At 61.4% G+C, this 22,325-nt stretch carries 24 protein-coding genes and 1 tRNA gene; 19 read left to right on the plus strand and 6 right to left on the minus strand.

Features of this window, described 5'->3' with window-relative positions; translation table 11 throughout:
• Positions 1-54: 54 nt before the first annotated feature.
• From VJZ71_00605 to VJZ71_00620, 4 genes are all read right to left on the minus strand, one after another.
• The gene (locus VJZ71_00605) at positions 55-360 is read right to left on the minus strand and encodes a hypothetical protein (protein HKQ46552.1); all 306 of its coding nucleotides are present in this window, start codon (positions 358-360) and stop codon (positions 55-57) included.
• Between the two features lie 226 nt (positions 361-586).
• A tRNA-Gln gene (locus VJZ71_00610) sits at positions 587-657 on the minus strand.
• An 87-nt stretch (positions 658-744) separates the two neighbouring features.
• Entirely contained in the window at positions 745-1,236 is a 492-nt protein-coding gene (locus VJZ71_00615) for a hypothetical protein (protein ID HKQ46553.1), read from the minus strand.
• Positions 1,237-1,424: 188 nt separating this feature from the next.
• Positions 1,425-2,048: an RDD family protein gene (locus VJZ71_00620; GenBank protein HKQ46554.1), complete on the minus strand. Its 624-nt coding sequence runs from the start codon at positions 2,046-2,048 to the stop codon at positions 1,425-1,427.
• A gap of 114 nt (positions 2,049-2,162) precedes the next feature.
• Here VJZ71_00620 and VJZ71_00625 point away from each other — a divergent pair, with 114 nt between their 5' ends.
• On the plus strand, positions 2,163-3,131 hold the full coding sequence (locus VJZ71_00625) for a zinc dependent phospholipase C family protein (GenBank protein HKQ46555.1): 969 nt from the start codon (positions 2,163-2,165) through the stop codon (positions 3,129-3,131).
• Positions 3,132-3,145: 14 nt separating this feature from the next.
• On the opposite strand, the gene purF is transcribed toward VJZ71_00625, so the two are convergent.
• Positions 3,146-4,642: an amidophosphoribosyltransferase gene (gene purF, locus VJZ71_00630; GenBank protein ID HKQ46556.1), complete on the minus strand. Its 1,497-nt coding sequence runs from the start codon at positions 4,640-4,642 to the stop codon at positions 3,146-3,148.
• Between the two features lie 88 nt (positions 4,643-4,730).
• On the opposite strand from purF, the gene VJZ71_00635 reads away from it, so the two are divergent.
• The 5 genes from VJZ71_00635 to VJZ71_00655 all read left to right on the plus strand — a co-directional run bounded on the left by VJZ71_00635 (position 4,731) and on the right by VJZ71_00655 (position 9,471).
• Complete coding sequence (locus tag VJZ71_00635; protein ID HKQ46557.1) at positions 4,731-5,630, plus strand: hypothetical protein; 900 nt, start codon at positions 4,731-4,733, stop codon at positions 5,628-5,630.
• 37 nt (positions 5,631-5,667) lie between these two features.
• A complete protein-coding gene (locus VJZ71_00640; GenBank protein HKQ46558.1) occupies positions 5,668-6,144 on the plus strand; it encodes a hypothetical protein in 477 nt (158 codons plus the stop codon).
• Positions 6,145-6,231: 87 nt separating this feature from the next.
• Complete coding sequence (locus VJZ71_00645; GenBank protein HKQ46559.1) at positions 6,232-7,020, plus strand: hypothetical protein; 789 nt, start codon at positions 6,232-6,234, stop codon at positions 7,018-7,020.
• Between the two features lie 226 nt (positions 7,021-7,246).
• Entirely contained in the window at positions 7,247-8,197 is a 951-nt protein-coding gene (locus VJZ71_00650; GenBank protein HKQ46560.1) for a fumarylacetoacetate hydrolase family protein, read from the plus strand.
• 110 nt (positions 8,198-8,307) lie between these two features.
• On the plus strand, positions 8,308-9,471 hold the full coding sequence (locus tag VJZ71_00655) for an SUMF1/EgtB/PvdO family nonheme iron enzyme (GenBank protein HKQ46561.1): 1,164 nt from the start codon (positions 8,308-8,310) through the stop codon (positions 9,469-9,471).
• Here the strand turns inward: VJZ71_00655 and VJZ71_00660 are convergent.
• A complete protein-coding gene (locus tag VJZ71_00660; GenBank protein HKQ46562.1) occupies positions 9,429-9,989 on the minus strand; it encodes a hypothetical protein in 561 nt (186 codons plus the stop codon). The genes VJZ71_00655 and VJZ71_00660 overlap by 43 nt on opposite strands.
• 158 nt (positions 9,990-10,147) lie before the next feature.
• On the opposite strand from VJZ71_00660, the gene VJZ71_00665 reads away from it, so the two are divergent.
• The 13 genes from VJZ71_00665 to VJZ71_00725 all read left to right on the plus strand — a co-directional run bounded on the left by VJZ71_00665 (position 10,148) and on the right by VJZ71_00725 (position 22,208).
• A complete protein-coding gene (locus VJZ71_00665) occupies positions 10,148-10,819 on the plus strand; it encodes a flavin reductase family protein (protein ID HKQ46563.1) in 672 nt (223 codons plus the stop codon).
• A 461-nt stretch (positions 10,820-11,280) separates the two neighbouring features.
• Entirely contained in the window at positions 11,281-12,177 is an 897-nt protein-coding gene (locus tag VJZ71_00670) for a hypothetical protein (protein HKQ46564.1), read from the plus strand.
• 10 nt (positions 12,178-12,187) lie between these two features.
• Complete coding sequence (locus VJZ71_00675) at positions 12,188-12,994, plus strand: RNA methyltransferase (GenBank protein HKQ46565.1); 807 nt, start codon at positions 12,188-12,190, stop codon at positions 12,992-12,994.
• A gap of 46 nt (positions 12,995-13,040) precedes the next feature.
• Positions 13,041-13,502, plus strand: a complete 462-nt coding sequence (locus VJZ71_00680) for an Hsp20/alpha crystallin family protein (protein HKQ46566.1) — start codon at positions 13,041-13,043, stop codon at positions 13,500-13,502.
• Between the two features lie 385 nt (positions 13,503-13,887).
• Positions 13,888-14,157, plus strand: a complete 270-nt coding sequence (locus tag VJZ71_00685) for an acylphosphatase (GenBank protein ID HKQ46567.1) — start codon at positions 13,888-13,890, stop codon at positions 14,155-14,157.
• A 187-nt stretch (positions 14,158-14,344) separates the two neighbouring features.
• A complete protein-coding gene (rho, locus tag VJZ71_00690) occupies positions 14,345-15,490 on the plus strand; it encodes a transcription termination factor Rho (GenBank protein HKQ46568.1) in 1,146 nt (381 codons plus the stop codon).
• 217 nt (positions 15,491-15,707) lie between these two features.
• Positions 15,708-16,574: a DUF4382 domain-containing protein gene (locus VJZ71_00695; protein ID HKQ46569.1), complete on the plus strand. Its 867-nt coding sequence runs from the start codon at positions 15,708-15,710 to the stop codon at positions 16,572-16,574.
• A gap of 151 nt (positions 16,575-16,725) precedes the next feature.
• Positions 16,726-17,736 (plus strand): zinc-binding dehydrogenase, encoded by a 1,011-nt coding sequence (locus VJZ71_00700; protein ID HKQ46570.1) that lies wholly within the window; start codon positions 16,726-16,728, stop codon positions 17,734-17,736.
• Between the two features lie 344 nt (positions 17,737-18,080).
• Positions 18,081-18,467, plus strand: coding sequence for a hypothetical protein (locus VJZ71_00705; protein HKQ46571.1), 387 nt, complete (start codon positions 18,081-18,083; stop codon positions 18,465-18,467).
• Between the two features lie 96 nt (positions 18,468-18,563).
• Positions 18,564-19,415 carry a DUF692 domain-containing protein gene (locus tag VJZ71_00710; protein HKQ46572.1) on the plus strand — a complete coding sequence of 284 codons (852 nt, stop codon included), beginning with the start codon at positions 18,564-18,566 and terminating at the stop codon, positions 19,413-19,415.
• A gap of 2 nt (positions 19,416-19,417) precedes the next feature.
• Positions 19,418-20,314 carry a hypothetical protein gene (locus VJZ71_00715; GenBank protein ID HKQ46573.1) on the plus strand — a complete coding sequence of 299 codons (897 nt, stop codon included), beginning with the start codon at positions 19,418-19,420 and terminating at the stop codon, positions 20,312-20,314.
• Positions 20,315-20,494: 180 nt separating this feature from the next.
• Positions 20,495-20,740 carry a hypothetical protein gene (locus VJZ71_00720; GenBank protein HKQ46574.1) on the plus strand — a complete coding sequence of 82 codons (246 nt, stop codon included), beginning with the start codon at positions 20,495-20,497 and terminating at the stop codon, positions 20,738-20,740.
• A 214-nt stretch (positions 20,741-20,954) separates the two neighbouring features.
• Positions 20,955-22,208, plus strand: a complete 1,254-nt coding sequence (locus tag VJZ71_00725; GenBank protein HKQ46575.1) for an MltA domain-containing protein — start codon at positions 20,955-20,957, stop codon at positions 22,206-22,208.
• The last annotated feature ends 117 nt before the right edge of the window (positions 22,209-22,325 follow it).

Raw genomic sequence — 22,325 nt, forward strand, 5'->3', positions numbered from 1 at the left:
GTGACATGCGCCGGCGCCCGCTTTTACTTTTCGATCCCAGCAACCGATCGCCGCTTAGCGACAACCGGATCGGCCGAAATCGCGGCGGCCGTAGTTGAAGCCGTAATCGTAGCGCGTATCGCAGCGCCTCGGACGGCACGAGCGGGACCAGTCTCCGCAGTCTCTCATCCGGTCGCGACAATCATCGCGGAACCGGGAGCCGCGAAAATCGCCGTTTCGCCAATGGCGGGACTGGACCTGAAACGATCGGCCATCCCAGCGGTCACGATGATCGGCCCGGGCCGAGCTCGTTCCCGCAAAGCCGAGGACGAGTGCGGCGACAGCGACGGCAATGGAAGTTCGGGCAAAGCGCGCGGACATGGACGTTTCCTCCCTTGAGTTGCGACGATTGGTTTGTGTATCGGCCCAGAGCGCAGACGTCGCGTGCTTCGGCGGGTCTGGTGATTCGCCCGCTGCGAATCAGCCCGTCTAGACACATGGACGAGGGGGAAGTTAGGGGCGTTCGGAATGCAAGTTCTTGAAAAAGGGGAAACGGAGGTCGCGCGGTATGAAAAAATAAAGCAGCCGGGGGCGGTTGCTCTACAAACTGGCCCCCAAGGATTCGAACCTTGACAAACAGATCCAGAGTCTGTCGTGCTACCATTACACTAGGGGCCAAAGATACGAAGAGTGAGTTTAGGCGCGGGCGGGCCGGTGTCAAGGAATGGGTCGCTCGCGCTTGTGGAGCAGCCGGGGGCGGCCGCTCTACATTTTGCGACGGCGCGGGGCGACGAAGAAGCCCAGCAGTGCGAACGGGAAGAACAGCGGGAAGCCCTCGCCGCAGAGTTCCTCGACCGGCGGGTCGTTGAGACCGGCGTCGGTGCCGTCGGCGGTTCCGCCGGCGAGCGTGACGTAGCCGACGGGGAAGTCGACGCTGCAACCGGGAGGCGGGATGAGACGGTAGGCAAAGGTCGTGGTTCCGCCGAAATCGGGCATGGGGACAAAGACGAAGTCGAGCGGCGTGGGGCCGGGTTGCTGGAGGATTCCGCCGAGTGGGAATTGAAAGATTGAGATCGTGCTGTCGCCGAGATTGAACACGTTCAGGCGAAACGCCGTCGGTTGGGTCTTGGAGATGATGATGAACTGATCGGCAAGCGCCGGGCAGTTCCGCGCGGGCTCGGCGCGGACCGTTGAAACGACGGCGACGAATGCGGCGGCGCAGAGCGCGGCCGCGCGATAGCGAAATCTTACCCCCATGATTTTTCTCCTCCGGAATGCTCTCAATTAACTATAGGCCGGCAGGCGGGGAAAGTGCGCGCAGAATAGCACGGATTCAGCAAACTCGGGTTATCGGCGGGGGTTTGTGGGCGCGCGGAAACGTCCGATCACGCGAAGAAAAACAAAACGTCAGCCTGTCGGCGGCCTCGTCGCGACGAAGGCCCGAGTCAGGACTCGGAGTTTTCCAGCGCTCCCGCACGGTCGGCGTCCTGATCCGGCTCGACATCCATGAACGTTAAGAGCCAGGGTCCGAGGAGCTTGGCCTGATGGACGGGCCGAGCCGGTCCGGCGGGCTGGGCGCTTTTTCGGACGAGCCACGTGCTGCAAAAGGTATCGTGAAGGGCTTGGCGGCGAGGATTCTGAAAGCAGCCCCAGTACGTCGCGGCGAAGAAAAAGAACAGCGGCACGGCGATCAGGAAGCGTTTGACGAGCGCCTTCCACGAGGGCGGGCGACCGGTCGCGTCGATAAGCCGGATGCCGAGGAGCCGATAGCCGAGGGTGCCGCCACGCGTTCGGCGAAGGGCGATGTGGTAGCCGGCGGCGACGGCGGCGCAAACGAGCAGCGTCTGTTTCTGGACCGGTCGCCAATACTGAGCCAGGAGTCGATTCCGTTCGGGCGACCTGGGCATCTTGATGACGGAGCCTGGGACGTAGACGGCTTGAACGGCGCTGGTAATGATCGCGATCATGAGCACCAGCACGCCGAGATCGACGATCATGCTGGGGAGGCGGCGAATGACTCGCGCGTAATCCTGTTGGCGGTAATAGACGAATTCGGAAACCTCGGCCATGGTCGTGAGTATAACCAGTGGGCGTCCACGTCCAATGTGGACAAGGGACGGCGCGAGGCCGATGAATGAGGCCGAGCCGTCGACGAATACCCGCGAATTGAAATCGTCGCGGTAATGTTGCTAGAATCCACTTTCTGGGCGGACGCCCTTTTTCGCAGCGCCCGCGTGCCGGGAGGGAATGTCGTGAGGATTCGTCAGCGTCGCGTCTCGGTCGCATTGGCCGCCCTCGTTGTGCTCGTTCTGTGTTCGGATGCCTTTGCCTGGGGGCCGGCGACACACGTCAAGCTCGCGTCAGATCTCCTTTCGAATCTCTGGCTGCTGCCCGCCGCGGTGGGGGGACTGATTGCCCGTCATCGGCGTTATTTCGTCTACGGCAATGTCGCGACCGACACGGTTTTGGCCAAGAAGATGAGCCAAGTCAAACAGGTGTGCCACCTGTGGTCGACGGGGATGTCGCTCCTGGAGAAGGCCGAGACGGAGGAAGGCAAGGCGTTTGCGTACGGGTACCTCGCGCACCTGGCGGCGGATACCGTCGCGCATAACAAGTTCCTTCCGCGACAGATGGCCGTCAGTCGCTCGACGATTTCCTTCGGGCACCTTTACTGGGAGATCCGGGCGGACACCCCGATCGGGCGGCCCAATTGGATGGAGCTGCGGACGTCGCTTCGCGGCCGTTACCCCGAGCCGGAGGTGCTGCTGGAATCGCATCTGCAAAGTACGCTGCTTTCCTATCGCACGAATCGGTTCCTGTTCAAGCGGATGAACCTGTTGGCGTCGGAGCGGTCGTGGCGCAAGTCCGTCGAGTTTTGGAGCCGCTTGTCGCGCTACCCGATCGAATCGGATTTGTTGGGGATGTACCACGCGGAGTCTCTGGGCCGGACGGTCGATGTCTTGACGAACGGGGCGGCGTCGGCCGTGTTGCATGAAGATCCCAATGGCAACCTCGCGCTGGGATATGCGCGGGCGCAGCGTCGGCAGTTACGCCAAATGAAGCGGGCGCGGCTTCCGCACGAGCACATCATCCTCGAGGCGACGCAGGTCCACGCGCCCTCTGCCGGAGCAGCGAAGATTCTGCTGCGCTAGGGCGCCCTCGCATTTCAGTAGTCGGCGGCGGCGGGAGTCGGCTGCCGCTCGAAGCCCAACTTGCTGACGCGCCCTTCGACCGTCATCGGGTAAGTCCCCGAGAAGCAGGCCGTGCAATAGTGCGTCGGTGCGTGCTTAGCACAGGAGAGCATCCCTTCAAGGGAAAGGTAGGAAAGTGAATCGACTTCGAGGTAGTCGCGAATCGCATCCACGCTCCGCCCGGTGGCGACGAGTTCCTTCTGGTCGGGAAAATCGATGCCGAAGTAGCAGGGATGGCGGATCGGCGGGCTGGCGACGCGGAGGTGGATCTCCTTCACGCCCGCCTTCCGCAGTGCGCCCATCTTGCCGCGGGTCGTCGTGCCGCGGACGACCGAATCCTCCACGACGACGAGCCGCTTGCCGCGGACGGCCTCGCGAATCACGTTGAGCTTCATCTTTACCGCGAGATCGCGCTGCTGCTGGGTCGGCATGATAAAACTACGGCCCGCGTAGTGGCTCGTCGTGAAGCCGCGCTCGCGAGGGAGCCCGCTTTCTTCGCTGTAACCGATCGCGGCGCAGCGGGCGCAGTTTGGCACCGGGATCACCAGATCCGCGTCGGCGGGGGACTCCCGAGCGAGCTGCCGGCCGAGTGCGACGCGAAACGCGTGCGCATTCTGGCCGAAGACGTCGCTCGACGGATCGGCAAAATAGACCTGCTCGAAGATGCAATACGCCGGCCGGATCCGCGCCGGCTCCACGAACCAACGTGTCGATAGCCCGCTGTCGCTAAGGGTGACGATCTCCCCCGGGGCCACATCGCGCACGTACTCCGCATCCACCATATCCAACGCGCACGTCTCGCTGGCCACGACGAAGGCGCCGTCCTCCGTGCGGCCCAGGCACAGCGGTCGCAATCCGTACGGATCGCGGGCGGCCTCAATGCGATCGGGATAGATAAACAGGAGACAGTACGCCCCCTGAAGCTCGCGAAGGACGGCGGCCAGCGGGTCCGGCGCGTCGGCGAAGGTCGGGCTGGCGAGCAGGTGGAGAATGACTTCCGTGTCGCTCGTGGTCTGGAAGATCGCCCCTTGCTCCTCATAATGCCGACGGAGTGCGGCGGCGTTGGTGAGGTTTCCGTTATGCGCGACGGCGACCTGACCTCCGCGGCATTGGACGAGCAACGGCTGGCAATTCACGTCGCGGCAGGCGCCGGTCGTCGAGTACCGCACATGGCCGATCGCGCTCGAACCTTTCAACCGGGCGAGGGCGGATTCGTCGAAAACGTTGGTCACCAGGCCAAGGCCGGCGTGGCGGAGGATCTGGCCGTCGTGGACAGTGCAGATGCCCGCGGACTCCTGACCGCGATGCTGCTGGGCGTAGATGCCGAGATAGGTCAGTCCGGCGGCATCGGCGTGGTCGTAGATGCCGAAGAGGCCGCAATGGTGCCTAACGCTGTCGTGTCCGAATTGGGGCAGACCGGCGTCCCGGTTCAACGATGGGCTGAACTGTCGGAGGATCGGTCCTTTTGCCATGGGCCCCTTCACGGGGGAGCATATCTGGGGGCATGGACCCTCGCAACGCCAATCTCCGGCGTGATGGTATTTGGGGAAAGCCGATGATATGATAGACGTATCTATCACCGGTCGGGCGCGGTCGTCTTCGTCGATCGCCGCATTTCTTGAACCCGACCTCGACAGGATGCGCGGATCTGAAGGCCGTTTGGTCATGCCGGTTATCGTGCAATGTGAGGCGTGCGGCGTCCGCTTGAAGGCGTCGGAAAAGCTCATGGGCAAGCGCGTGCGCTGCCGGTGCGGCGCAGCGGTGCCGATGCCGCCGGACCCGATGGGGCCGGAGGTGGCCGACTTGTCGGGCCTGATCGATGAAATCTCGCCCGTGGCGATGTCCTGTCCGAGCTGCGGTGCGGCGATGGACACCTCCGCGGTTCTTTGCGTCGCTTGCGGGTTCAACAAGCAGACGGGCAAGAAGATGAAGGCGGCGATCGCGAAAGCGCCGTCCGGCGGCAAAGCCAAATCGAATTCGAAGGAGAATGGAAAAGCGGGTCCTTCGGCCGCCGCGCCGAGTGATCCGCAGCGCGACGCGAAAAAGGCGCTGGTCTGGAAGCTGGCCAAGTTCGTCATCGCCGCTGCGGTCATCTTCAGCGCGGTTTGGTTCATTAAGGGCGCGATCGGGATGAGCCCGCGCGAACAGGCCGCCGACAAGCTGGACGACGTCTATCCGGGCATGACGATCGAGGAAGTCGTCACGGTGTTGGGCAAGCCGCCGAAGGAGGTATTTGCGACGGTGGACGGCAAGGCGTTCGGACTCGGAGGCTCCATGAAAGAAGCGAAGATCGCCTACGCCGAGAATTTTCTCGAAGCGCACGGCCCGAAGAAGCTCGAGTTCGGCTTCAAGTTCGTCTATAAGTACAGCGAGCGCGACCAGCTTCACGTCCATTTCACGCCAGAGGGCAAAGTCGAGGGCGCCGAAAAGGTGGACCCGATGGCGGCGCTGGGCCTCTAATCACCCCGATCACTTGTATCCATGCGGGATGCGTTTCATGCCGCCAGAATCGACCGCGGAAGATGAACAGAAGGCGATGGAGCGCGAACGGGTGATTCTGCGCGAGGCGGGCACGATCACGGCGCGGACGGCCCTGCTCTGGTCGGCCGTCGGCATTGCTGTCCTGATTGCCGTCATTCACGCGATGCGGGCGTCGCTGGTCAGTGCCGACGAGCTGTTTCATGGGGGCGGCCTCCATTGGGACCACGCTCTGATGCCCAGCGTGCTCTTTGGGCTGTTGGGTGCGGCCTTCGGAGCGTTGTTGGGCTGGCGGATGACGTCGTCGTCCGGGCTGACGGGCGTGCTCGCCTGGCGGATCGGCGCTATGGCGATAGCGTTTTTCGTTCTCGCGGGCGGCGTCACTTCGCTGTTCATCTTTTCCGGAACCGTGCCGGTCACACTCTGGCTGAGCCTGTTCGCCATGACCCTCGCCGCGTTGGGGACGATGAGCATTTTCACGACATGGGCGGCTTAGGGCCGGAAAATAGGAAAGCAATCACCCCCGGGGCCGTTAAACCCGATAGCGAGCCGGTCAGTTAACAACACGCCGGAAGGTCTTGCCATGATTCCTCGAAGGTACGCGCTCGTCGGGTCGTTGGTCGTCCTCTGTTCCGGTTTCGCTTTGGCGTTCGAACCTCCGGCCGGAGGATCTTCGCTTTCGTCGCCGGCGCGGCGACCTCCAAAACAAGGAAGCACGTCGGAAGTCGATCGGCTCTTCGCCGAGGCGTGCCGCGAGGCACAACGGGGCAAGGTCGATCGTGCCGTTGCGGCGCTAAAGTCGGCGGCCAAGGCGGGCGATTTGTGTCAGACGCGATGCCTCACCGAGCCCGCGCTGATCAGTCTGCACGAACAACGCCGCTTCCGCGACTTGATGCGCGATATCGCAACTCAAACCGAAATCGTCATGACGCCGCGGGATGAACCGGGCGCGCCGCTCGTCGTCACCGGTCGCGTAGTGGACGACGACCTCAAACCCGTCAAAGGCGCCCTGATCTATGTCTTCCATACCAACCACCAGGGCTCCTATTCCAGCACGGGCGGCAACGCCACAATGGGGGATTCGCTGAACCCACGCCTCTTCGGGTATCTGCGAACCGGCGACGACGGTCGCTATCAGTATCGCACGATCCGCCCGGCCGGCTATCCCGGCGACGGCCCGCCGGCGCACGTGCACTACGAAGTAGAAGCAAAGGGCCACGAGCCCTTCGTCACGGAGTTGATGTTCGAGGGCGATCCGCGACTCAATTCGGAAAACCGCCGGGGCATCCTCCGCGCCGGATTTGTCATTGCCGAGGTGACAAAGGACAAGGACGGCGTGCATCACTGCGTCTGCGACTTGGTCATGAATTGAAGCGGCCTGACTGACGTTTGCGCCCCGATCAGAGTCGCGTGGCGCAAGCCCGCGGATCGAGCGCGAGGGGGCGCGGTACGGCTCGTCGCATTTTCAAGATTTCTCACTTTCTTATGTGGCACCGGCCAATAGACGGTGCGAATCGCCAAATAGCAATGGGTTCTTAGACGCCAGCCGGGCTCGATGATATCATCGAGCCGGGTTATCCACAGGAGTTCAATCCACCATGAAGCTCTGTCAGTTTTATTCATCCGACCAGGATCGCCACACAGATTTAGCGCGGCGAATTCCCATCGCCGCACGGCTCGGCGTACTGTTGCAAGGAAAGATTGTCGATATCACCGACCGCGCGGCAAAACACCACGACATCAAGTCCGCCGAGTATGCCGGTGTCCTGACAGCGGCCGTCGCGGCGGGGGAGGAGTGGGGGGCGCTTCGCAAGGAGATCGCCGCCCTGTCGGGCAAGGACGGTGTCGCGCCCGAGTCCGTCTTCTTCGGCCCGTGCGTTCTCCGCCCGTCGCAGTATCTGGATTTCTACGCCTTCGAGAAGCACGTCATGACCATGCGCAAGCAGCGCGGCTTCGATTTCATTGTGCCCGAGTGGTACGAGATCCCCGCCTACTACAACTCCAACCCGACGAGCATGATCGGTCACGGCATGACCGCGTTTTACCCGACGGGCGAGGACCGGATGGACTACGAGTGCGAACTGGCCTGCGTGATCGGCAAGCCGATTCGCAACGCGACAATCGAATCGGCCCGCGGCGCGATTGCGGGCTACACGATCCTGAACGACCTCTCCGCCCGCGCGCGGCAGAAGAAGGCCATGCCGATCAACATGGGCCCCTCGCCGGGCAAGGACTTCGCCAGCGCCCTGGGGCCGTACCTCGTGACGCCCGACGAGATTCGCAATCTTGACGACGTCTCGATGCGGGCCTTCGTGAACGGCGAGCAGTGGACCGACGGCAAGTACGGCACCGTCAAGCACCGCTTCGAAGCCATGATCGCCTTCGCCAGCGCCGCCCGCACGCTCTTCCCCGGCGACGTACTCGGCAGCGGCACGGTCGGCGGCGGCTGCGGCGCGGAGCTACAGAAGTTTCTGAAGTCGGGAGATACGGTGCGGTTGGAGATGGACGGTCTCGGCGTGTTGGAAAACAGGGTGAAACACGAGAATTAGCAATATTGGGCAACGGATCGCTCGAAAATCGTTGATTCGCCGCTCCCACATCGGGTATTATCGTTAGGTCCGAACCCACGAGTGAAACACGGCCGTTGGGAGGCTCGAACGTGGCACACCGGCGCGGACTCTCTGAATTCAGATCACGACTCGTATCCGTCGGCGGGTGTTTCGCTATCGTAATTGCATCGATTGCTGCCGACGCGTCGGCCGACGTGTTCAACATGCCCGGACAAACGAGCTTGTCCCTGGTACCGGTCGGTAATCCCGGAAACCCAAATGACGTAGTGTGGTCTCAAGGGTTTCGTTTCGGTGGAGTCAGCTATGCGTACAACATCGGCCGGTTTGAGGTTACGGTAGCTCAGTATGCCGAGTTCCTGAACGCGGTTGCTGTCACGGACACTTATTCGCTGTACGATCCAAATATGGCGAGTAATCTCAATTCTGGTGGGATCGCACGAACCGGACCAAGCGGAAGCTATAGCTATGACGTTTTTGGAGCACCAAACCATCCGGTAACTTTCGTGAGTTGGGGAGATGCGGCGCGCTTTGCCAATTGGCTATCGAACGGACAGCCAATGGGCTTGCAAGACACGAACACGACGGAGGACGGCTCGTATACGATGAATGGGGCGATCTTCAATCCTGAACTTCAGATGGTCTTGCGTAACACCGACGCACGTTTTGTGGTGCCTTCGGAAAATGAATGGTATAAAGCCGCCTATTACGATCCCACCCCCGGCGCAGGAGGCAATAACTATTGGCTTTATCCCATGCGCACGGATTCGGTGCCCTATAGCGACCAGCCTCCCGGCCTTGATGCCCCGATTCCTGCGATTACGGGCAATTTCAAGAAGGACGACGGATTGGTGAACGGGTATGACGATGGTTTTGCCGTCACGGGTTCAACGGTCTATTTGTCGACTCAGAATTATTTGACGGATGTTGGAGCGTACATAGCATCGATGAGCTATTACGAAACATTCGATCAAGGAGGAAATATTACGGAGTGGACAGACACGCGAACGTCGTCGATCTCACGCAATATTCGAGGCGGCGACTGGTTTAATAACGAGAGTCAAATGCGTGCCTCTAATCGGACCGGCGCGGCGGCAGAAGCCGGCTCGTCCAATCTCGGATTCCGTATTGCCGAGATCCCTGTCCCCGAGCCATCTTCGATCTCCCTGATCGGGTTCGGTTTGTTTCTCGCCAGCGCCGTGCGCCGACGCTTTTATCCATCCGGATTCGCCCGGATTTCTTCGAGCCGCCGCTGAAGCTCCAATGGGATCTGATCGGCCACGACATCGTCAATCAGGCCGACCTTTAGCATATCGCGGATGTGAACTCGATCGATATCGCGAAACGCGATCAGCTTGAGAACCAGTAACTCGCGTAATTGAATCGCGTCGACGCCCTCAGGGCTACGGATCCCCTTGACGACTTGTGGCGCCGGGTAGGCGTCGTGCGGCTTGATCTTTTCGCCCGCAAATACAACGTGAACGCCCCGGCTGGGCATGGGATCGTCGCGGTCGAGAAACATCGTGATCCCGTCGATGACCGCCGGATCGAAACCTGCCGCCGCCATCACTTCGGTCGCTCGCGGCAGATCGCCCCGATTGAGTAAAACGTCTACGTCTTTCGTATTTCGGACGGCCCCTTCGTCTTTGCTCCCAACCCAGACCGCCACTGCATTGCCGCCGATGACGACGTAGGGAACGCCCCCGGCCTCCAGCGCCCGGCACGTTCGCAACAGCCGTTCACGCACCTTTTCGACTGCTCGTTCAGCGCGCATGATCCACTCCATCGGAATTCGGACCGGGGTCACCGAGAAGTTTACATCGGGGATGGCCATATCCATATTGTATCGACCTCTCAGGGACTCGGACAGATTCGCATCGTCGACAGCCGTTGCCGTGCCATCCTCCGGTGACGGAGATACAATGGGCCGCCATGTACATCGATCTCTCCAACACCGAGCATTCCTGGCGGGCCATGCACCGCCTCTACCTCTCCTTCGCCCAGCCGCGGCCGATCGCCTTCGCCTCGACCATCGACGAGCAGGGGCGGGCGAACCTCGCGCCGTTCTCCTTTTACAACATGCTCTCCGCCAACCCGCCGATCATCGTCTTTTCGCCCGCCCTCAATCGCCACGGCCAACCCAAGGACACCCTCCGCAACATCCGCGCGACCGGCGAGTTCGTCATCGCCACGGTGACCGAGCCGATCGCCGAGCGGATGAACATCTGCAGCACCGAGTTCGAGCACGGCGTCAGCGAGTTTGAAAAGAGCGGTCTCACACCGCTGCCTGCCCGAAAGGTGCGGCCGTCCCTCATCAAAGAGAGCCCGGTCAACATCGAGTGCAAGCTGCGGCAGATCGTCTCACTGGGTGATCAGCCGGGGGCCGGTCAGGCGGTCTTCGGCGAGGTCCTCGCCGTTCACGTCGATGAAGCGGTGCTTGTACCCGGCGACATGATCTGCGACCCGCTCAAGCTCCAGGCCGTCGCCCGCATGGGCGGTTCGCTCTATTGCCGATCCACAAACACTTTTTCACTTGAATCGATCCGCGACCCGGCGGAGTTCGTAGAACGAGGGCCGGCAAAAATTGAGCCGTATCCGGGTTGATAATGTCAGTATCCCAACGCTTCGTAGTCCACCCAAGGGTAACTCCCGCCGGGTTCTCAATACTTGACCATTTTCGCGCCACGCAAGCAGGGCGGGCGGTCGCTCGAGCGCGGCGATGGGCTGTGTGGACATCTGCCGGCATCGCAATAACCCTCATCGTCATTGCAATTGTCGCGACTGTCCTATGGGACCATTCTCGAGGAATCGTATCCATCCTTGCGTCACCGGTGGATTCGCTTCGAGATGCCTGGGCCCGCGCCTACGGTAACTCCGGTGAAGAATTCGTTATCCTGCTATTGCCATTAGCGTGTACGGTCTTTGTCCTCCTGTCCGCGTGGACTCACATTGTCGATACTCATCGCACGGGATCATTGCTGACATCATTTGGTCTATCGGCCCGCGTGGCGTCGGCGAGTCTGTGGCCGGCGATGCTCTTGATCGCAGGAGGGTGCGCGAGTTGCATGGCGATCGACTCCATAATGAAAGGTAATCCTGGGTTACTTAGTTTCTTTGGGGACCCTCCCTGGGCGTTTGTGCTGATAGCGGGTATCCCGGCCAGTGGGTTGGTGTTGGCCGGCTGGACGCACCGTGCACTGGAAGCGGCAGAGGGACGGGCAATCGAGATTCAGATTCCGCCAATCTGTGAAGGATGCGGATACGATCTCACACATCTCCCACAGGACCAGCTTTGCCCCGAATGTGGTTTGGCAGTCGACTCGTCGCTGGAGCCGTTGATTCGGCGCCCCGGCAGCGACTGGGAACGCAGAGGCTCCATTGGGAGCTTGTTGAGAACCGTCGGAGAGTTAATCCTAAGCCCGCGCGCGTTCTATGGGCGTTTACAGCTTCGAACTCCGGTTAACGGCATCGGACGATTTGAAAGCTTGCAGCTCTTGGCGATCGGGATAGGCGCCGCCGTATGGCTGTTGGCGGTATTCCTTCGACTCAGAGGCAAGGATAGCCATATTCCCGTCCAAGTCTTTTTTTTCCCATTTGCCTTTGGACTCATTATCCCTTTCGTCGGTTGGGGACTTCATCGCCTGCTGACCGCGGTTATCGTCAGCCATTGGGTTTGGCAGAGAGCCCTGCCAAATTTCGCATGGGCGAGAAAAGTGTTTTGCTACGAGTCCGCCTTCTTGTGGATATTCTGCTTGTTCAACGGAATTTTTTTCACGACTATTTTCTTGGGCGGCCTGTGGTTAAGCGGTCTGACGAAAGAGATGCTCGGTCAACGCCCCCTTTATGTCTTTGGCATCCCGCCCGAGCCGCTTACAGTGTTGGTGGGCAATTTTATTCTTTGTGGTCTTTGGGTCTGGCGCTACTACATCGCCCTCGCCGCGATACGATGGAGTAATTTCTGAGACTGTTTTGATGACCGAGATCATCACCAGTACCGGCAACCCGCGCGTCAAAGAAGCGCTCCGCCTGCGCGGCAAGCGCGGCCGGGCGGAGGGCGAGCACATCCTTATCGACGGAGTGCGCGAGATCGGCCGGGCGGTCGAGGCAGGCATCGGCATCGATGAAGTTTTTTTCTGCGACGCAATCCTGGCCGGAGATGACGCCGCCGCCTTGCTGAAGAGCATTGCGGCCGGCGGGTCGCGCGTCACGCAAGTCAGCGAAACCGTCTTCGACAAAATCCGTTATGGCGACCGGACGGGAGGACTGGTAACAATTGCTCAGCGTCCCAGGCGGGCGCTCGATGATCTGCGGCTATCCTCGAATCCGCTCGTAGCCGTCCTCGAAAGGTTGGAAAAGCCCGGCAACCTCGGCGCGATCGTCCGCACGGCCGATGCGGCGGGCGTCGAGGCCATCCTTGTCATTGACCCCGAGACCGACCTCTACGGCCCGAACGTCATCCGCGCGAGCCTCGGGACAATCTTCTGCTTGCCCGTGGTGGAAGCAGAAGTGGATGCGGCGATTGCATGGATTAAAAAGCGCAATCTCGCGATGATCGCAGCCACTCCGGAGGGTGCAGCAGTTTATACCGATGTTGATTTCCGCGGTCCCGTCGCGCTGGTCTTCGGCTCGGAGGCTAAGGGGCTCTCGACCACATGGCGAAAACCGAACGTGACACTGGCTACCGTCCCGATGCGCGGCCGGGCCGACAGCCTGAACGTCGCGACGACGGCGGCCCTGTTTTTCTATGAGGCCCTGCGTCAGCGAGGCGCGGTACAATGAACCGTTGGTTAGCAAACCCTCACCCCGGGGGGACAGGAGACGCATCATGCCGAATATTCCATTTCCCAGCGACCTGCCGTTTTCCTTGCACAACGTCCGCAAGGAGTTTGACCAACTGCTTGACCGCGTCTGGCACGTCGGCCTGACGACCGCGCCGCTCGATGGGCAGGATTGGGCCCCGTCGATGGACGTGATCGACGAGCCCGACCGCTATCGCGTCCGCGTCGAGGTGGCGGGGATGGGCGCCGAGGACATCGATGTCACGATTCTGAGTAACGCCCTGACGATCAAGGGCTGCAAAGCAACGAACATCCCCCCCGGCGAAGAGCCGCGAATGCTCCGCTCAGAATGCCGTTATGGCGGCTTCAAGCGAAAATACGAGTTCCCCACGGATGTGCAGGAAGATGGCGTGTCGGCGACGTGCAAGAACGGTGTTCTTGAACTGCTGATCCCCAAGAAGCCGGAGGCGCGCGGTCGGTCGGTCAAAGTGAGCGCGGGCGGCGCGTGAGCGGTAGGGCGGGCTCTGCCCGCCGCGACACAACAGGTGATTCGATACCGCTCGTGAACTCGGTGGCGGGTGGAACCCGCCCTACATGCGCAGCAACGTGCGTTACTTCGAAGCGCCTTTGGTTTTCAGGGCTTTTTGCTTGGCCTTGAGTCGGATTTTGCGTCTGCGATGTTTCCGGTTGGCCAGGGTCTTTTTCTTATACATATGCGATTCCTATGTCGTTCGTGTTGGTCTCGGTCCCGGTGGAGAACACACAGCCTAAGAACACGTGCCATCGCGTGCAAGTAGTATTGAAAGAGGGACAAATCCCGCCCCTTGCGGATCGGCCCGTGGTCCCCTAGTATTCCCCGGTGCTCCTTGGCGGCCCACAGGAGGCCGGAAGTCGATGATCCGGCGAACGGTCCTCTTTTCCGGCCGCGTTCAGGGCGTGGGTTTCCGTTATACGACCTGTGGCGTTGCCGAGGATTACGCCGTCACCGGTTATGTCAGAAACCTCACGGACGGTCGTGTGGAAACCGTCGTCGAGGGCGACACATCCGAGGTCGAACGATTCCTGACGGCATTGAAGGCGGAGATGGCAAGTTATATCCGGGATGTGCAGCAGCACGATGGCCCGGCCGCGGGCGAGTTTCGCCGTTTTGAAGTCCGCTTTTGAAAAGGAATTCAGGGAGACCCGGGGGTCTCCGGCGCGACACACGATCCAAATTGCTTCCGGTCATGAGCGGCTGAGCCGCTGCCGGAGGTGCCGCACACCGCAGATCGGGGAAGCATCCCGACAGGTTTTCGCCGACCGCGATTACAGGTCAGGCGAGAATCGTTTGTATCCAAGGAAAGACCCATCGATGGATCATCAAGATCAGACGGTCGCAGGAACATTGGAGCTAAATGAGAGCGGAACGGGGTTTCTGCGCGATCCCGCACGTAATTACGCCGTCGGCCCCAACGACGCCCAGGTCCCGCGCGAAGCAGCCAAACGTTTTAATCTCCGCGGCGGCGAGACGCTCAAGTGTCTGGCCAGCCGGGGCAAAAAAGGACGAGGCCCGCTGACGGTCGTGCGAATCCTGGAGATCAGCGGTAAACCGCCGGAGGCCTATGGCGCGGTTAAGCCGTTCGACGAACTGCAGGTCATACATCCCACGCAAATCCTCCGCTTCGAGACTCCCGGCGGGCCCGGTTCAACGCGGATCGTCGACCTGTTGGCGCCGATCGGCAAAGGGCAGCGCGGGCTGATCGTCGCGCCGCCGCGGACCGGCAAGACCGTGCTGCTCAAACAGATGGCCGAGGGGATTCGCGCCAACCATCCCGAGATCTTCCTGATGATGCTGCTCATCGACGAGCGGCCGGAAGAAGTGACGGAGATGAAGCAAATCGTCCTTAAGGAGGGTTCCGGCTGGCGACACGGCGCGCCCGAGGTCGTCTATTCCAGCAACGATCACGACGCCAAGAGCCATGCCCGCATCGCCCGGCTCATGATCGAGAAGGCCAAGCGCCACGTCGAGCAGGGCGAGGATGTGCTCATCCTCCTCGACTCGCTCACGCGGTTGGGACGGGCGTTCAATCAACTCGTCGGATCCAGCGGCCGGACCATGACCGGCGGGCTGGACATCCGCGCGCTGGAGCATCCCAAGCAGATGTTTGGCTCAGCGCGCAAAATCGAGAACGGCGGCAGCCTGACGATCATCGCCTCCGTCTTGATTGAGACCGGTAGCCGCATGGACGACTTCATCTTCCAGGAATTTAAGGGCACGGGGAACATGGAATTGGTCCTCTCGCGTGAGCTGGCGAACTATCGCATCTGGCCCGCCATGAACTTGTCGGAATCCGGCACGCGCAAAGAGGAATTGCTTCTGGGTCAGTCGACGTACGACAAGATGTCGCGCGTCCGACGCCGGCTGCTTTCCATGACGCCTCAAAAGCAGATGGAGACGATGCTGGAGGAACTGGGCAAGTATTCGACGAACAAGGAGTTCGTCGATCGGCTCGCATAACTGAATCCATACCTGTTAGGTAGCGATCAATTGGGACGAATCCCACTTTGACGACCCCTTTTCCGATTCGTATAGTTCTTAGGAAGGCGCAGTCAGAAAAACACACCCCCCATACGCCGCGTGCTGGAATGAGGCTGCGGCGGGCCTTCAGTTCCCATATCGGAGAGGGAAGTGTATCGCGGAAATCGGTCTGCGATGACAAGAATGGAGTTCACCAATGTTCAAAAGAACCTTCCGGTACGCGATCGCCCCGCTATTATTCGGTGCTGTTTCCTTACTCGGTTGCATGGCCTTTCCGTCGAACTTCGGGGCCACGGGCAAACTCGTCCTGCAGGTGACCGACAAGCCCTTTCCCGTCGATTTCATCGCCGAGGCCCTCGTGACCGTCACGCGGGTCGAGGTGCGGCAGGCGTCGGAGGACGAAAACGCCGAAGATGGATTCGTCGTCATCTTCGAGGGAGAGCGAACGCTCGATCTGCTTGACCTCCGCAATGGTCGCACCGATCTCCTGGCCGAAGCCGACATCCCCGTCGGCATGTACGACCAGATGCGGCTCGTCGTGACGGAGGGCCACATCACGTTGACCGATGACAGCGAATTCGATCTCAAGGTCCCTAGCGGCGAGTCATCGGGGATCAAGTTGAATTTCGAGTTTGAGATCGTCGAGGACGAGGAGCTGGTCCTGCTGCTGGACGTCGACCTCAGCCGCGCCTTCTCGGCCATCCCCAGCGGTCACATCGATGATGTCAGCACGATTACCGGTTTCCACTTCCATCCCGCCTTCGCCATGCGGCTGATCAGCGTGCTGGAGGCCGGTCAGATCACCGGAATCGTCAACGACAACGCGGATCCGGCCAATCCCGTTGCCAACGCCCTGGTCACGGCCTTCAAGGACGATGTAGAAGTCACCAGCACCGTGACCGAAGCGGACGGCGCGTTCACCCTGATGGGCCTTCCCACCGGCACCTACCGCGTCGAGTTCTCCGCCACCGGCTTCGACGACCTGACGGTCAACGACGTCGAAGTCATGGCCGGCGAAACGACAGACCTGGGCGCGGTGGTAATGACGCCGACACCGCCGTGACAGTCGTTTGGGTGGCACGGTCTCGCAGCAGCGAGGCGATGTTGCGCTTATCCAACACGGCCCGTGCAATCATCGGGCGCAGTTTTCAACAGCATTATTCCCATAGTTGCGAATCAGCAAACGGGCGTTTTCAATGAGGTAAAGGTGCCGCATGAAAACCGCCCGCTACCATCAGACCGGTCAGCCTGACGTCATCAAACTCGAGGAGGTCCCCGACCCCAAGCCCGCCTCGGGCGAGGTCGTCATCCGCGTCAAGGCCGCGGCCCTGAATCGACTCGATATCTTCATCCGCTCCGGCGCCTCGACCATGCCGGGGTTCAAGATGCCCCACACCGGCGGCTTCGACGTCGCCGGTGAGGTCGCCGAGATCGGCCCCGATGTCGCCAACGTGAAAGTCGGCGATCCCGTCGTCGTCGACGCGCGGGTCACGGGCGAGCGGGCGAAGGGCAAGCTCGACATCATCGGCATCACCCGCCCCGGCGGATTCGCGGAAAAAGTCGTCGTGCCCGCCCATTGCCTGCGAACCAAGCCGACCGGTTATTCCTTTGAGGAGGCCGCCGCCTTCGGCTGCGTCTATCTGACGGCCTATCGCGGCTTCGCGATGTACGCCGCCGTCAAGCCCGGCGAGGTCGTCCTCGTTCACGCCGGCGGCAGCGGCGCGGGCACCGCCGCCATCCAGGTTGCCAAGGCCATGGGCGCGACCGTCATCACCACCGTCGGCAGCGACGACAAGGCCGCCAAGGCGAAGGAACTCGCCGGCGCCGATTACGCGGTCAACTACCGCACGCAGGATTACGCCAAGACCGTTCACGACGTCACCTGCGGCCGCGGCGTGGACGTGGCGTTCGATCCCGTCTGGGGACCGACGACCAAAAAGACGCTCGAAGCGCTGGCCCTCGGCGGCCGCTGGATCGTCATCGGCATGGTCGGCGGCTTCGACGCCACCCTCCCGGTCGGTCTCCTCCTCTTCCGCGAGGTCCGTATCCAGGGCGTCGTCGAGTTCTACACGGACAAAGACCGGATCGACGCGGCCTGGGCCATGGCCCATCGCGGCCTCGTCCGCCCGATCATCGCCAAGACCTGGCCCCTCGCCCAACTCGCCGAGGCCCACCGCCAGATGGAGCAGGGCGACGTCTTCGGCAAGATCGTCGTCACACCATAGATGGAGTTCAGCTGCCCTCGGCTGTTATTGGAGTCGGGCAGTCCACACCTGATTCTGGCCCTGGGGCCGGTAGGCCCACGGATCATCGCCATGGGCGCGTAGCCCGTGATCAGGAGACCCTCAAAAAAAACTCACCTCGGCCCGAATCGGACGAAGGAAACCCATAGCCGAATTTCCTTGACTTTTCCCTGTAGAGTGTTAGGATATTGTTAGGAAGCGAGGCTCCCATCAGTGCGGGCCGCTGGATGTGGCGTTTCTGTTCCTCGGCGGTTGGTGGACGTCCCAGCTAGTCCCAGCCAGTAGCGCCTAAGAAAAAAAAATAGATTTCAAGAGGGGGTAGCAGCATGAATCGATCGCCGACCTACAACCAGGGCAATCAATCTTCGGTCTTCGCCCGGCTCGACCCCGATCTAAGAAAAAAGCTCGACCACGCCATCGTCGACCGTAAGCCGGCCACCCTCCAGGCTTGTTACGACGAATTCTCACTCGCCGACCTCAGCGTCAGCCGCGCTGCCTTCTACCGCTATGCCCGAAAGCTCCGCGGCCAGGCCGAACTCCACCACGTCGCCGAACTCGTCCACCCCGACGACCCCGACCCCAGACGCTACAACCACCGCCTGATCCAGCGCCGCCTCCTGGACCTCCTCCTGAACCACAAGGACGCGTCGGCCAAACAAATCCACAGCCTCGTCAACGCCGCCGCCCGCGTCACCCGAAGCCCTCGCGATTAGGAGCGTAACAGCTTGGCAACGCAACGCACATGTCTGTCCCTTACGTCCCTTTTGTCCCTTCAGTCCCTTTCTCTTCCCCCTTACGATGATCGCACTATGATCCAACTCGCCGGAAAAACGCTCCCCTCCCTCGGCGCCGGCATCGGTCTCCGCCGCCAGCACTTTACCGAGATCATCGAACGCAAGCCGACCGTCCGCTGGTTCGAGGTCATCCCCGAGAACTTCCTCAATCGCGGCGGCTTCTGCGCCGATGCGCTGCGAAAAATCGCCGCGAACTACACGCTCGTCGCCCATGGCGTCTCGCTCTCCATCGGCAGCACCGACCCGCTCGACATGGACCACCTTCGCAGCCTCAAGCGGTTCTGCGATGACATCAACAGCCCCTGGTTCGGCGACCACCTCTGCTTCACCATGGTCGATCACGTGAATCTCAACGACCTTATCCCCTTGCCGTTCACCGAGGAGACCGTCCATCACGTCGCCGAGCGGTCGCGGATCGTGCAGGACGTCCTTGAGCGGCCCTTCCTCCTCGAAAACGTCACCTACTACATGGCCCCGTCGCGCTCGCACATGACCGAGGACCAGTTCATCACCAACATCCTCGAAGAGGCCGACTGCGGACTGCTGCTCGACGTCTCCAACGTGCTGCTCAACTCCAAGAACCACGGCTTCGATCCCGTCGCGTTTCTGGATTCGATCCCGCTTCATCGCGTGGGTCAGGTCCACTTGGCGGGCTTCGAGCGGCAGGGGGATATCCTGCTCGACACGCACGCCAGACCGGTCGACGCCGAGACGTGGGAGCTGTACCGCCGCGTGCTGGAGCGGATCGGCCCGACCTCCGCCCTGGTCGAATGGGATGCCGAGATCCCGACGCTCGATCGCCTCCTGCAAGAGGCCGACATGGCCCAGACGCTCATGGACGAAGTCACGTCGGTTTCGGCGGGTTGACGATGGCCCTCGCGGACTTTCTCTCGGCCATGCGTGTCCTGATCCTGGACGGCCCGGCGCTTCCCGAGGCTGCGGCCGAACGCCGGCGATCGCTGGCCGAGCGATTCCCACGGCTCAGCCAGATGGAGATCGACGATCTCGCGACCCTTCCACCTGATCGCCTTCAGGTCTATTCCGACCTCGTCTTCGGCGGCGAGCGCTCCATGCTCCGTTGGGCCTTCCCTATGACGTTCGCAGCGATCCAGGCGATAGACCCGTCGACGGACCTCGCGCGCCTCGTCCGCGACCTGCACCACCATCGCACCTGGCACAGCGCCTCATCGCGCGAACTCGCCCGCATTTTTCAGGCTTACCTGATCGAAGACCGGCGGGACTTGATCGAGAGATGGCCCGGTCTGGCGGACCTCGCGGACTATGAACGCACCGACCTCGAGGTCTTCTACGCGGCGGATGTACCCTACGCCCCCTGGAACAGCGACGAAGAGTCGCGGCTCAGGGCCCTCTCCGTGGAGGCCCTTCTGAATCAGCGCGTCTTTCGGCCCACGTACGCCGCGGTGAGGGAGTTTTCTGTCGACGTACTGGTCATCGTTGACCAGTGGCGAGCGAGCCAATCCCTGCCGACTCCGTTACCGCCGCCTACGAAAGGCTCCGCCGCCTGCGGCCGAGCACCCGCCAACCTCATGCCTGCCTGGGTCCGACTAACACCCGCCGGTCTGGCCGCACTCTCGGCAGTCAATCCCGATGTGCCAACATGCCTCAACGACCTTGCGGGCCGCTATGTGGAATCAGTCGCGGTCTCCCCATCCCTCAGCGAGGAGCGCATCTTCGCGGACTTCTATGCCGATCTAACGCGCTGGCTGTCGGCCGGAGTGCTCCTCCGCGTCCCCGAGGATCGGTAACACTCGACCCTTCACGCCCGAAAAGTCAGCCTCCGGACGGGGCGTTGTCCTTGGCTTAACCCATGCCCTTGAAAGACCGATCAGAACCCCGGTCGCCGGGTCGTGCGGCGCTGGCCAACAACCGCACGTGCCACTCGCAGCGCTGATTGGTATCCGGGACCCGTTAAGGAGAAGCCCCAAATGTCCTTTAGCACCTGTCCCTACTGCAAGGCCGCTGGGTTGATCGAGGGAACGCTCCAATCGACCGGCACCCTCCACTTTCGCCCCGGCGGCGTGAAGTTCCTCACCTTTCGCACGGCCGATATCGGCGTGAGTTCATTTATGTGCCCGGACTGCGGTGGAATCACCATCAAGGGCAACACCCAGAAGCTCGAACTCGTCCAGCAGACCAAGGGCCGGCAGACCGTGCCTCAGACCGTCGGTTAGCCAGAACCGATTCGAACGTTTTCCGGAGCTTTCCGGAAGGGGAAACGCGGGCGGTCCTAATAGGCCGCCCGCGTGACTTTTACAGCTCCGATATCCATTTCCGTACGCTTGCTTCCCTCCCTTTACGGCCGATATACTGATTCTGTCGCCTGTTGAGGCGACGGTCAGCCGGGACGGATGCCCGGCGTTTCGTAGTGCCGAAAGGAGTCGGACCATGTCCCCCCAAAAAACTCGTAAGTACTTGGTCATCGCGCTGGCCCTCGCCATCGGCGGATGCGCGAAGCCCCAGCCGCTTCCCCTTGTCGATATCAAGAAAGACTACGACCGACCGCTGCCGCCCGGTCAATTCGCCCTGCGACAGATCGATCCGTCGCAATACCCGGCCTTCGGCGAGGGATGGTACAAGGCCAAGGGAACGACCCTACGCGAGGCCATCACCAACAGCATCAACTACCTGAATAAGCCGTCCAGCAAGAAGTACTACCCGCTCGGCCCGATTACGCATGAACGAGCGATGGCCAGCCTGCACACGTTCCTTCAGATCCTCGATCAGGCAAACAGCCCCGAGGCGTTGGACCAGCTCATCCGCGACAACTTCGACGTGTACATGTCCATCGGCTGCGACGACGAGGGCACGGTCCTGTTCACCGGCTATTACTCGCCGATCTTCGACGGCAGCCTGACGCAGACCGAGCAGTTCAACGTCCCGCTTTATCGGCTACCGCCCGATTTGCAAAAGGATGAAGAAGGCAATCCCATCGGCGGCCCATGGAAGACGCGCGAGGAGATCGAGACGAGCGGAATCCTCGCGGGCCAGGAGATCGCGTGGGTCGGTGATCGCTTCGAGGCGTATGTCTTTACGGTGCAAGGCTCCGGGTTCATCCGCCTGCCGGACGGCTCGCTGACCGAAATCGGCTACGCCGGTCACAACGGCCACGAGTACACGCCCATCGGCAAACAACTGATCGCCGATGGCAAGATCGATCGATTCAAGCTCTCGCTCGACACGATGATCCGCCATTTCAAGGAACATCCGGAAGACCTCGACGTCTATCTGTTTCAGAATCAACGCTACGTGTTCTTCCGCGAATCCGCGGGTGGGCCGTACGGCTGTCTGGCCGAACGCGTTATCCCGTATCACAGCATCGCGACGGATAAGGAGATCTTTCCTCGTGCGTGTCTGGCCTTTACCGACACACGGATTCCGCATGAGCCCGGGGTTTCGATGCGACCGTTCCGATCGTTCGTGCTGGATCAGGACCGTGGTGCCGCGATCCGCGCGCCGGGTCGCACCGACATCTACATGGGCGTGGGCGAGGACGCCGGCAAGATGGCTGGCTTCACCTACAGCGAGGGCAAGCTCTATTACCTTTTCGTCAAGGAAGGCGTGAGCCCGCAACAGTCCATCGCCCAGCAAACCCCGCCGCCGACCGACGAGGTCCCCGTCGAAACGGTTTCCGATCAATAGTGGCTGCGTCTTTGATCAGCCGCCACGTCGTGCCGGATGGACATGCTTTGCCGCCCGCCTTAAAATAAGTCCATGCCTCGTCCCGATGGACGTGGGCAGGGTTCAGCTCGAGATGGG

The organism is Phycisphaerae bacterium, from assembly GCA_035275405.1.
Lineage (GTDB): Bacteria > Planctomycetota > Phycisphaerae > UBA1845 > UTPLA1 > DATEMU01.

Excerpts from the sequence above, each read along its gene's own strand:
- VJZ71_00715 (HKQ46573.1), top strand. The coding sequence starts at position 19,418 with ATGGCCCTCGCGGACTTTCTCTCGGCCATGCGTGTCCTGATCCTGGAC.
- VJZ71_00695 (HKQ46569.1), top strand. The coding sequence starts at position 15,708 with ATGTTCAAAAGAACCTTCCGGTACGCGATCGCCCCGCTATTATTCGGT.
- VJZ71_00640 (HKQ46558.1), top strand. The coding sequence starts at position 5,668 with ATGCCGCCAGAATCGACCGCGGAAGATGAACAGAAGGCGATGGAGCGC.
- VJZ71_00680 (HKQ46566.1), top strand. The coding sequence starts at position 13,041 with ATGCCGAATATTCCATTTCCCAGCGACCTGCCGTTTTCCTTGCACAAC.
- VJZ71_00720 (HKQ46574.1), top strand. The coding sequence starts at position 20,495 with ATGTCCTTTAGCACCTGTCCCTACTGCAAGGCCGCTGGGTTGATCGAG.
- VJZ71_00625 (HKQ46555.1), top strand. The coding sequence starts at position 2,163 with ATGTTGCTAGAATCCACTTTCTGGGCGGACGCCCTTTTTCGCAGCGCC.
- VJZ71_00700 (HKQ46570.1), top strand. The coding sequence starts at position 16,726 with ATGAAAACCGCCCGCTACCATCAGACCGGTCAGCCTGACGTCATCAAA.
- VJZ71_00635 (HKQ46557.1), top strand. The coding sequence starts at position 4,731 with ATGATAGACGTATCTATCACCGGTCGGGCGCGGTCGTCTTCGTCGATC.
- VJZ71_00725 (HKQ46575.1), top strand. The coding sequence starts at position 20,955 with ATGTCCCCCCAAAAAACTCGTAAGTACTTGGTCATCGCGCTGGCCCTC.
- VJZ71_00660 (HKQ46562.1), bottom strand. The coding sequence starts at position 9,989 with ATGCGCGCTGAACGAGCAGTCGAAAAGGTGCGTGAACGGCTGTTGCGA.
- VJZ71_00620 (HKQ46554.1), bottom strand. The coding sequence starts at position 2,048 with ATGGCCGAGGTTTCCGAATTCGTCTATTACCGCCAACAGGATTACGCG.
- VJZ71_00650 (HKQ46560.1), top strand. The coding sequence starts at position 7,247 with ATGAAGCTCTGTCAGTTTTATTCATCCGACCAGGATCGCCACACAGAT.
- VJZ71_00675 (HKQ46565.1), top strand. The coding sequence starts at position 12,188 with ATGACCGAGATCATCACCAGTACCGGCAACCCGCGCGTCAAAGAAGCG.
- VJZ71_00705 (HKQ46571.1), top strand. The coding sequence starts at position 18,081 with ATGAATCGATCGCCGACCTACAACCAGGGCAATCAATCTTCGGTCTTC.
- VJZ71_00685 (HKQ46567.1), top strand. The coding sequence starts at position 13,888 with ATGATCCGGCGAACGGTCCTCTTTTCCGGCCGCGTTCAGGGCGTGGGT.
- VJZ71_00615 (HKQ46553.1), bottom strand. The coding sequence starts at position 1,236 with ATGGGGGTAAGATTTCGCTATCGCGCGGCCGCGCTCTGCGCCGCCGCA.
- VJZ71_00665 (HKQ46563.1), top strand. The coding sequence starts at position 10,148 with ATGTACATCGATCTCTCCAACACCGAGCATTCCTGGCGGGCCATGCAC.
- purF (HKQ46556.1), bottom strand. The coding sequence starts at position 4,642 with ATGGCAAAAGGACCGATCCTCCGACAGTTCAGCCCATCGTTGAACCGG.
- VJZ71_00645 (HKQ46559.1), top strand. The coding sequence starts at position 6,232 with ATGATTCCTCGAAGGTACGCGCTCGTCGGGTCGTTGGTCGTCCTCTGT.
- VJZ71_00605 (HKQ46552.1), bottom strand. The coding sequence starts at position 360 with ATGTCCGCGCGCTTTGCCCGAACTTCCATTGCCGTCGCTGTCGCCGCA.
- rho (HKQ46568.1), top strand. The coding sequence starts at position 14,345 with ATGGATCATCAAGATCAGACGGTCGCAGGAACATTGGAGCTAAATGAG.
- VJZ71_00670 (HKQ46564.1), top strand. The coding sequence starts at position 11,281 with ATGGCGATCGACTCCATAATGAAAGGTAATCCTGGGTTACTTAGTTTC.
- VJZ71_00710 (HKQ46572.1), top strand. The coding sequence starts at position 18,564 with ATGATCCAACTCGCCGGAAAAACGCTCCCCTCCCTCGGCGCCGGCATC.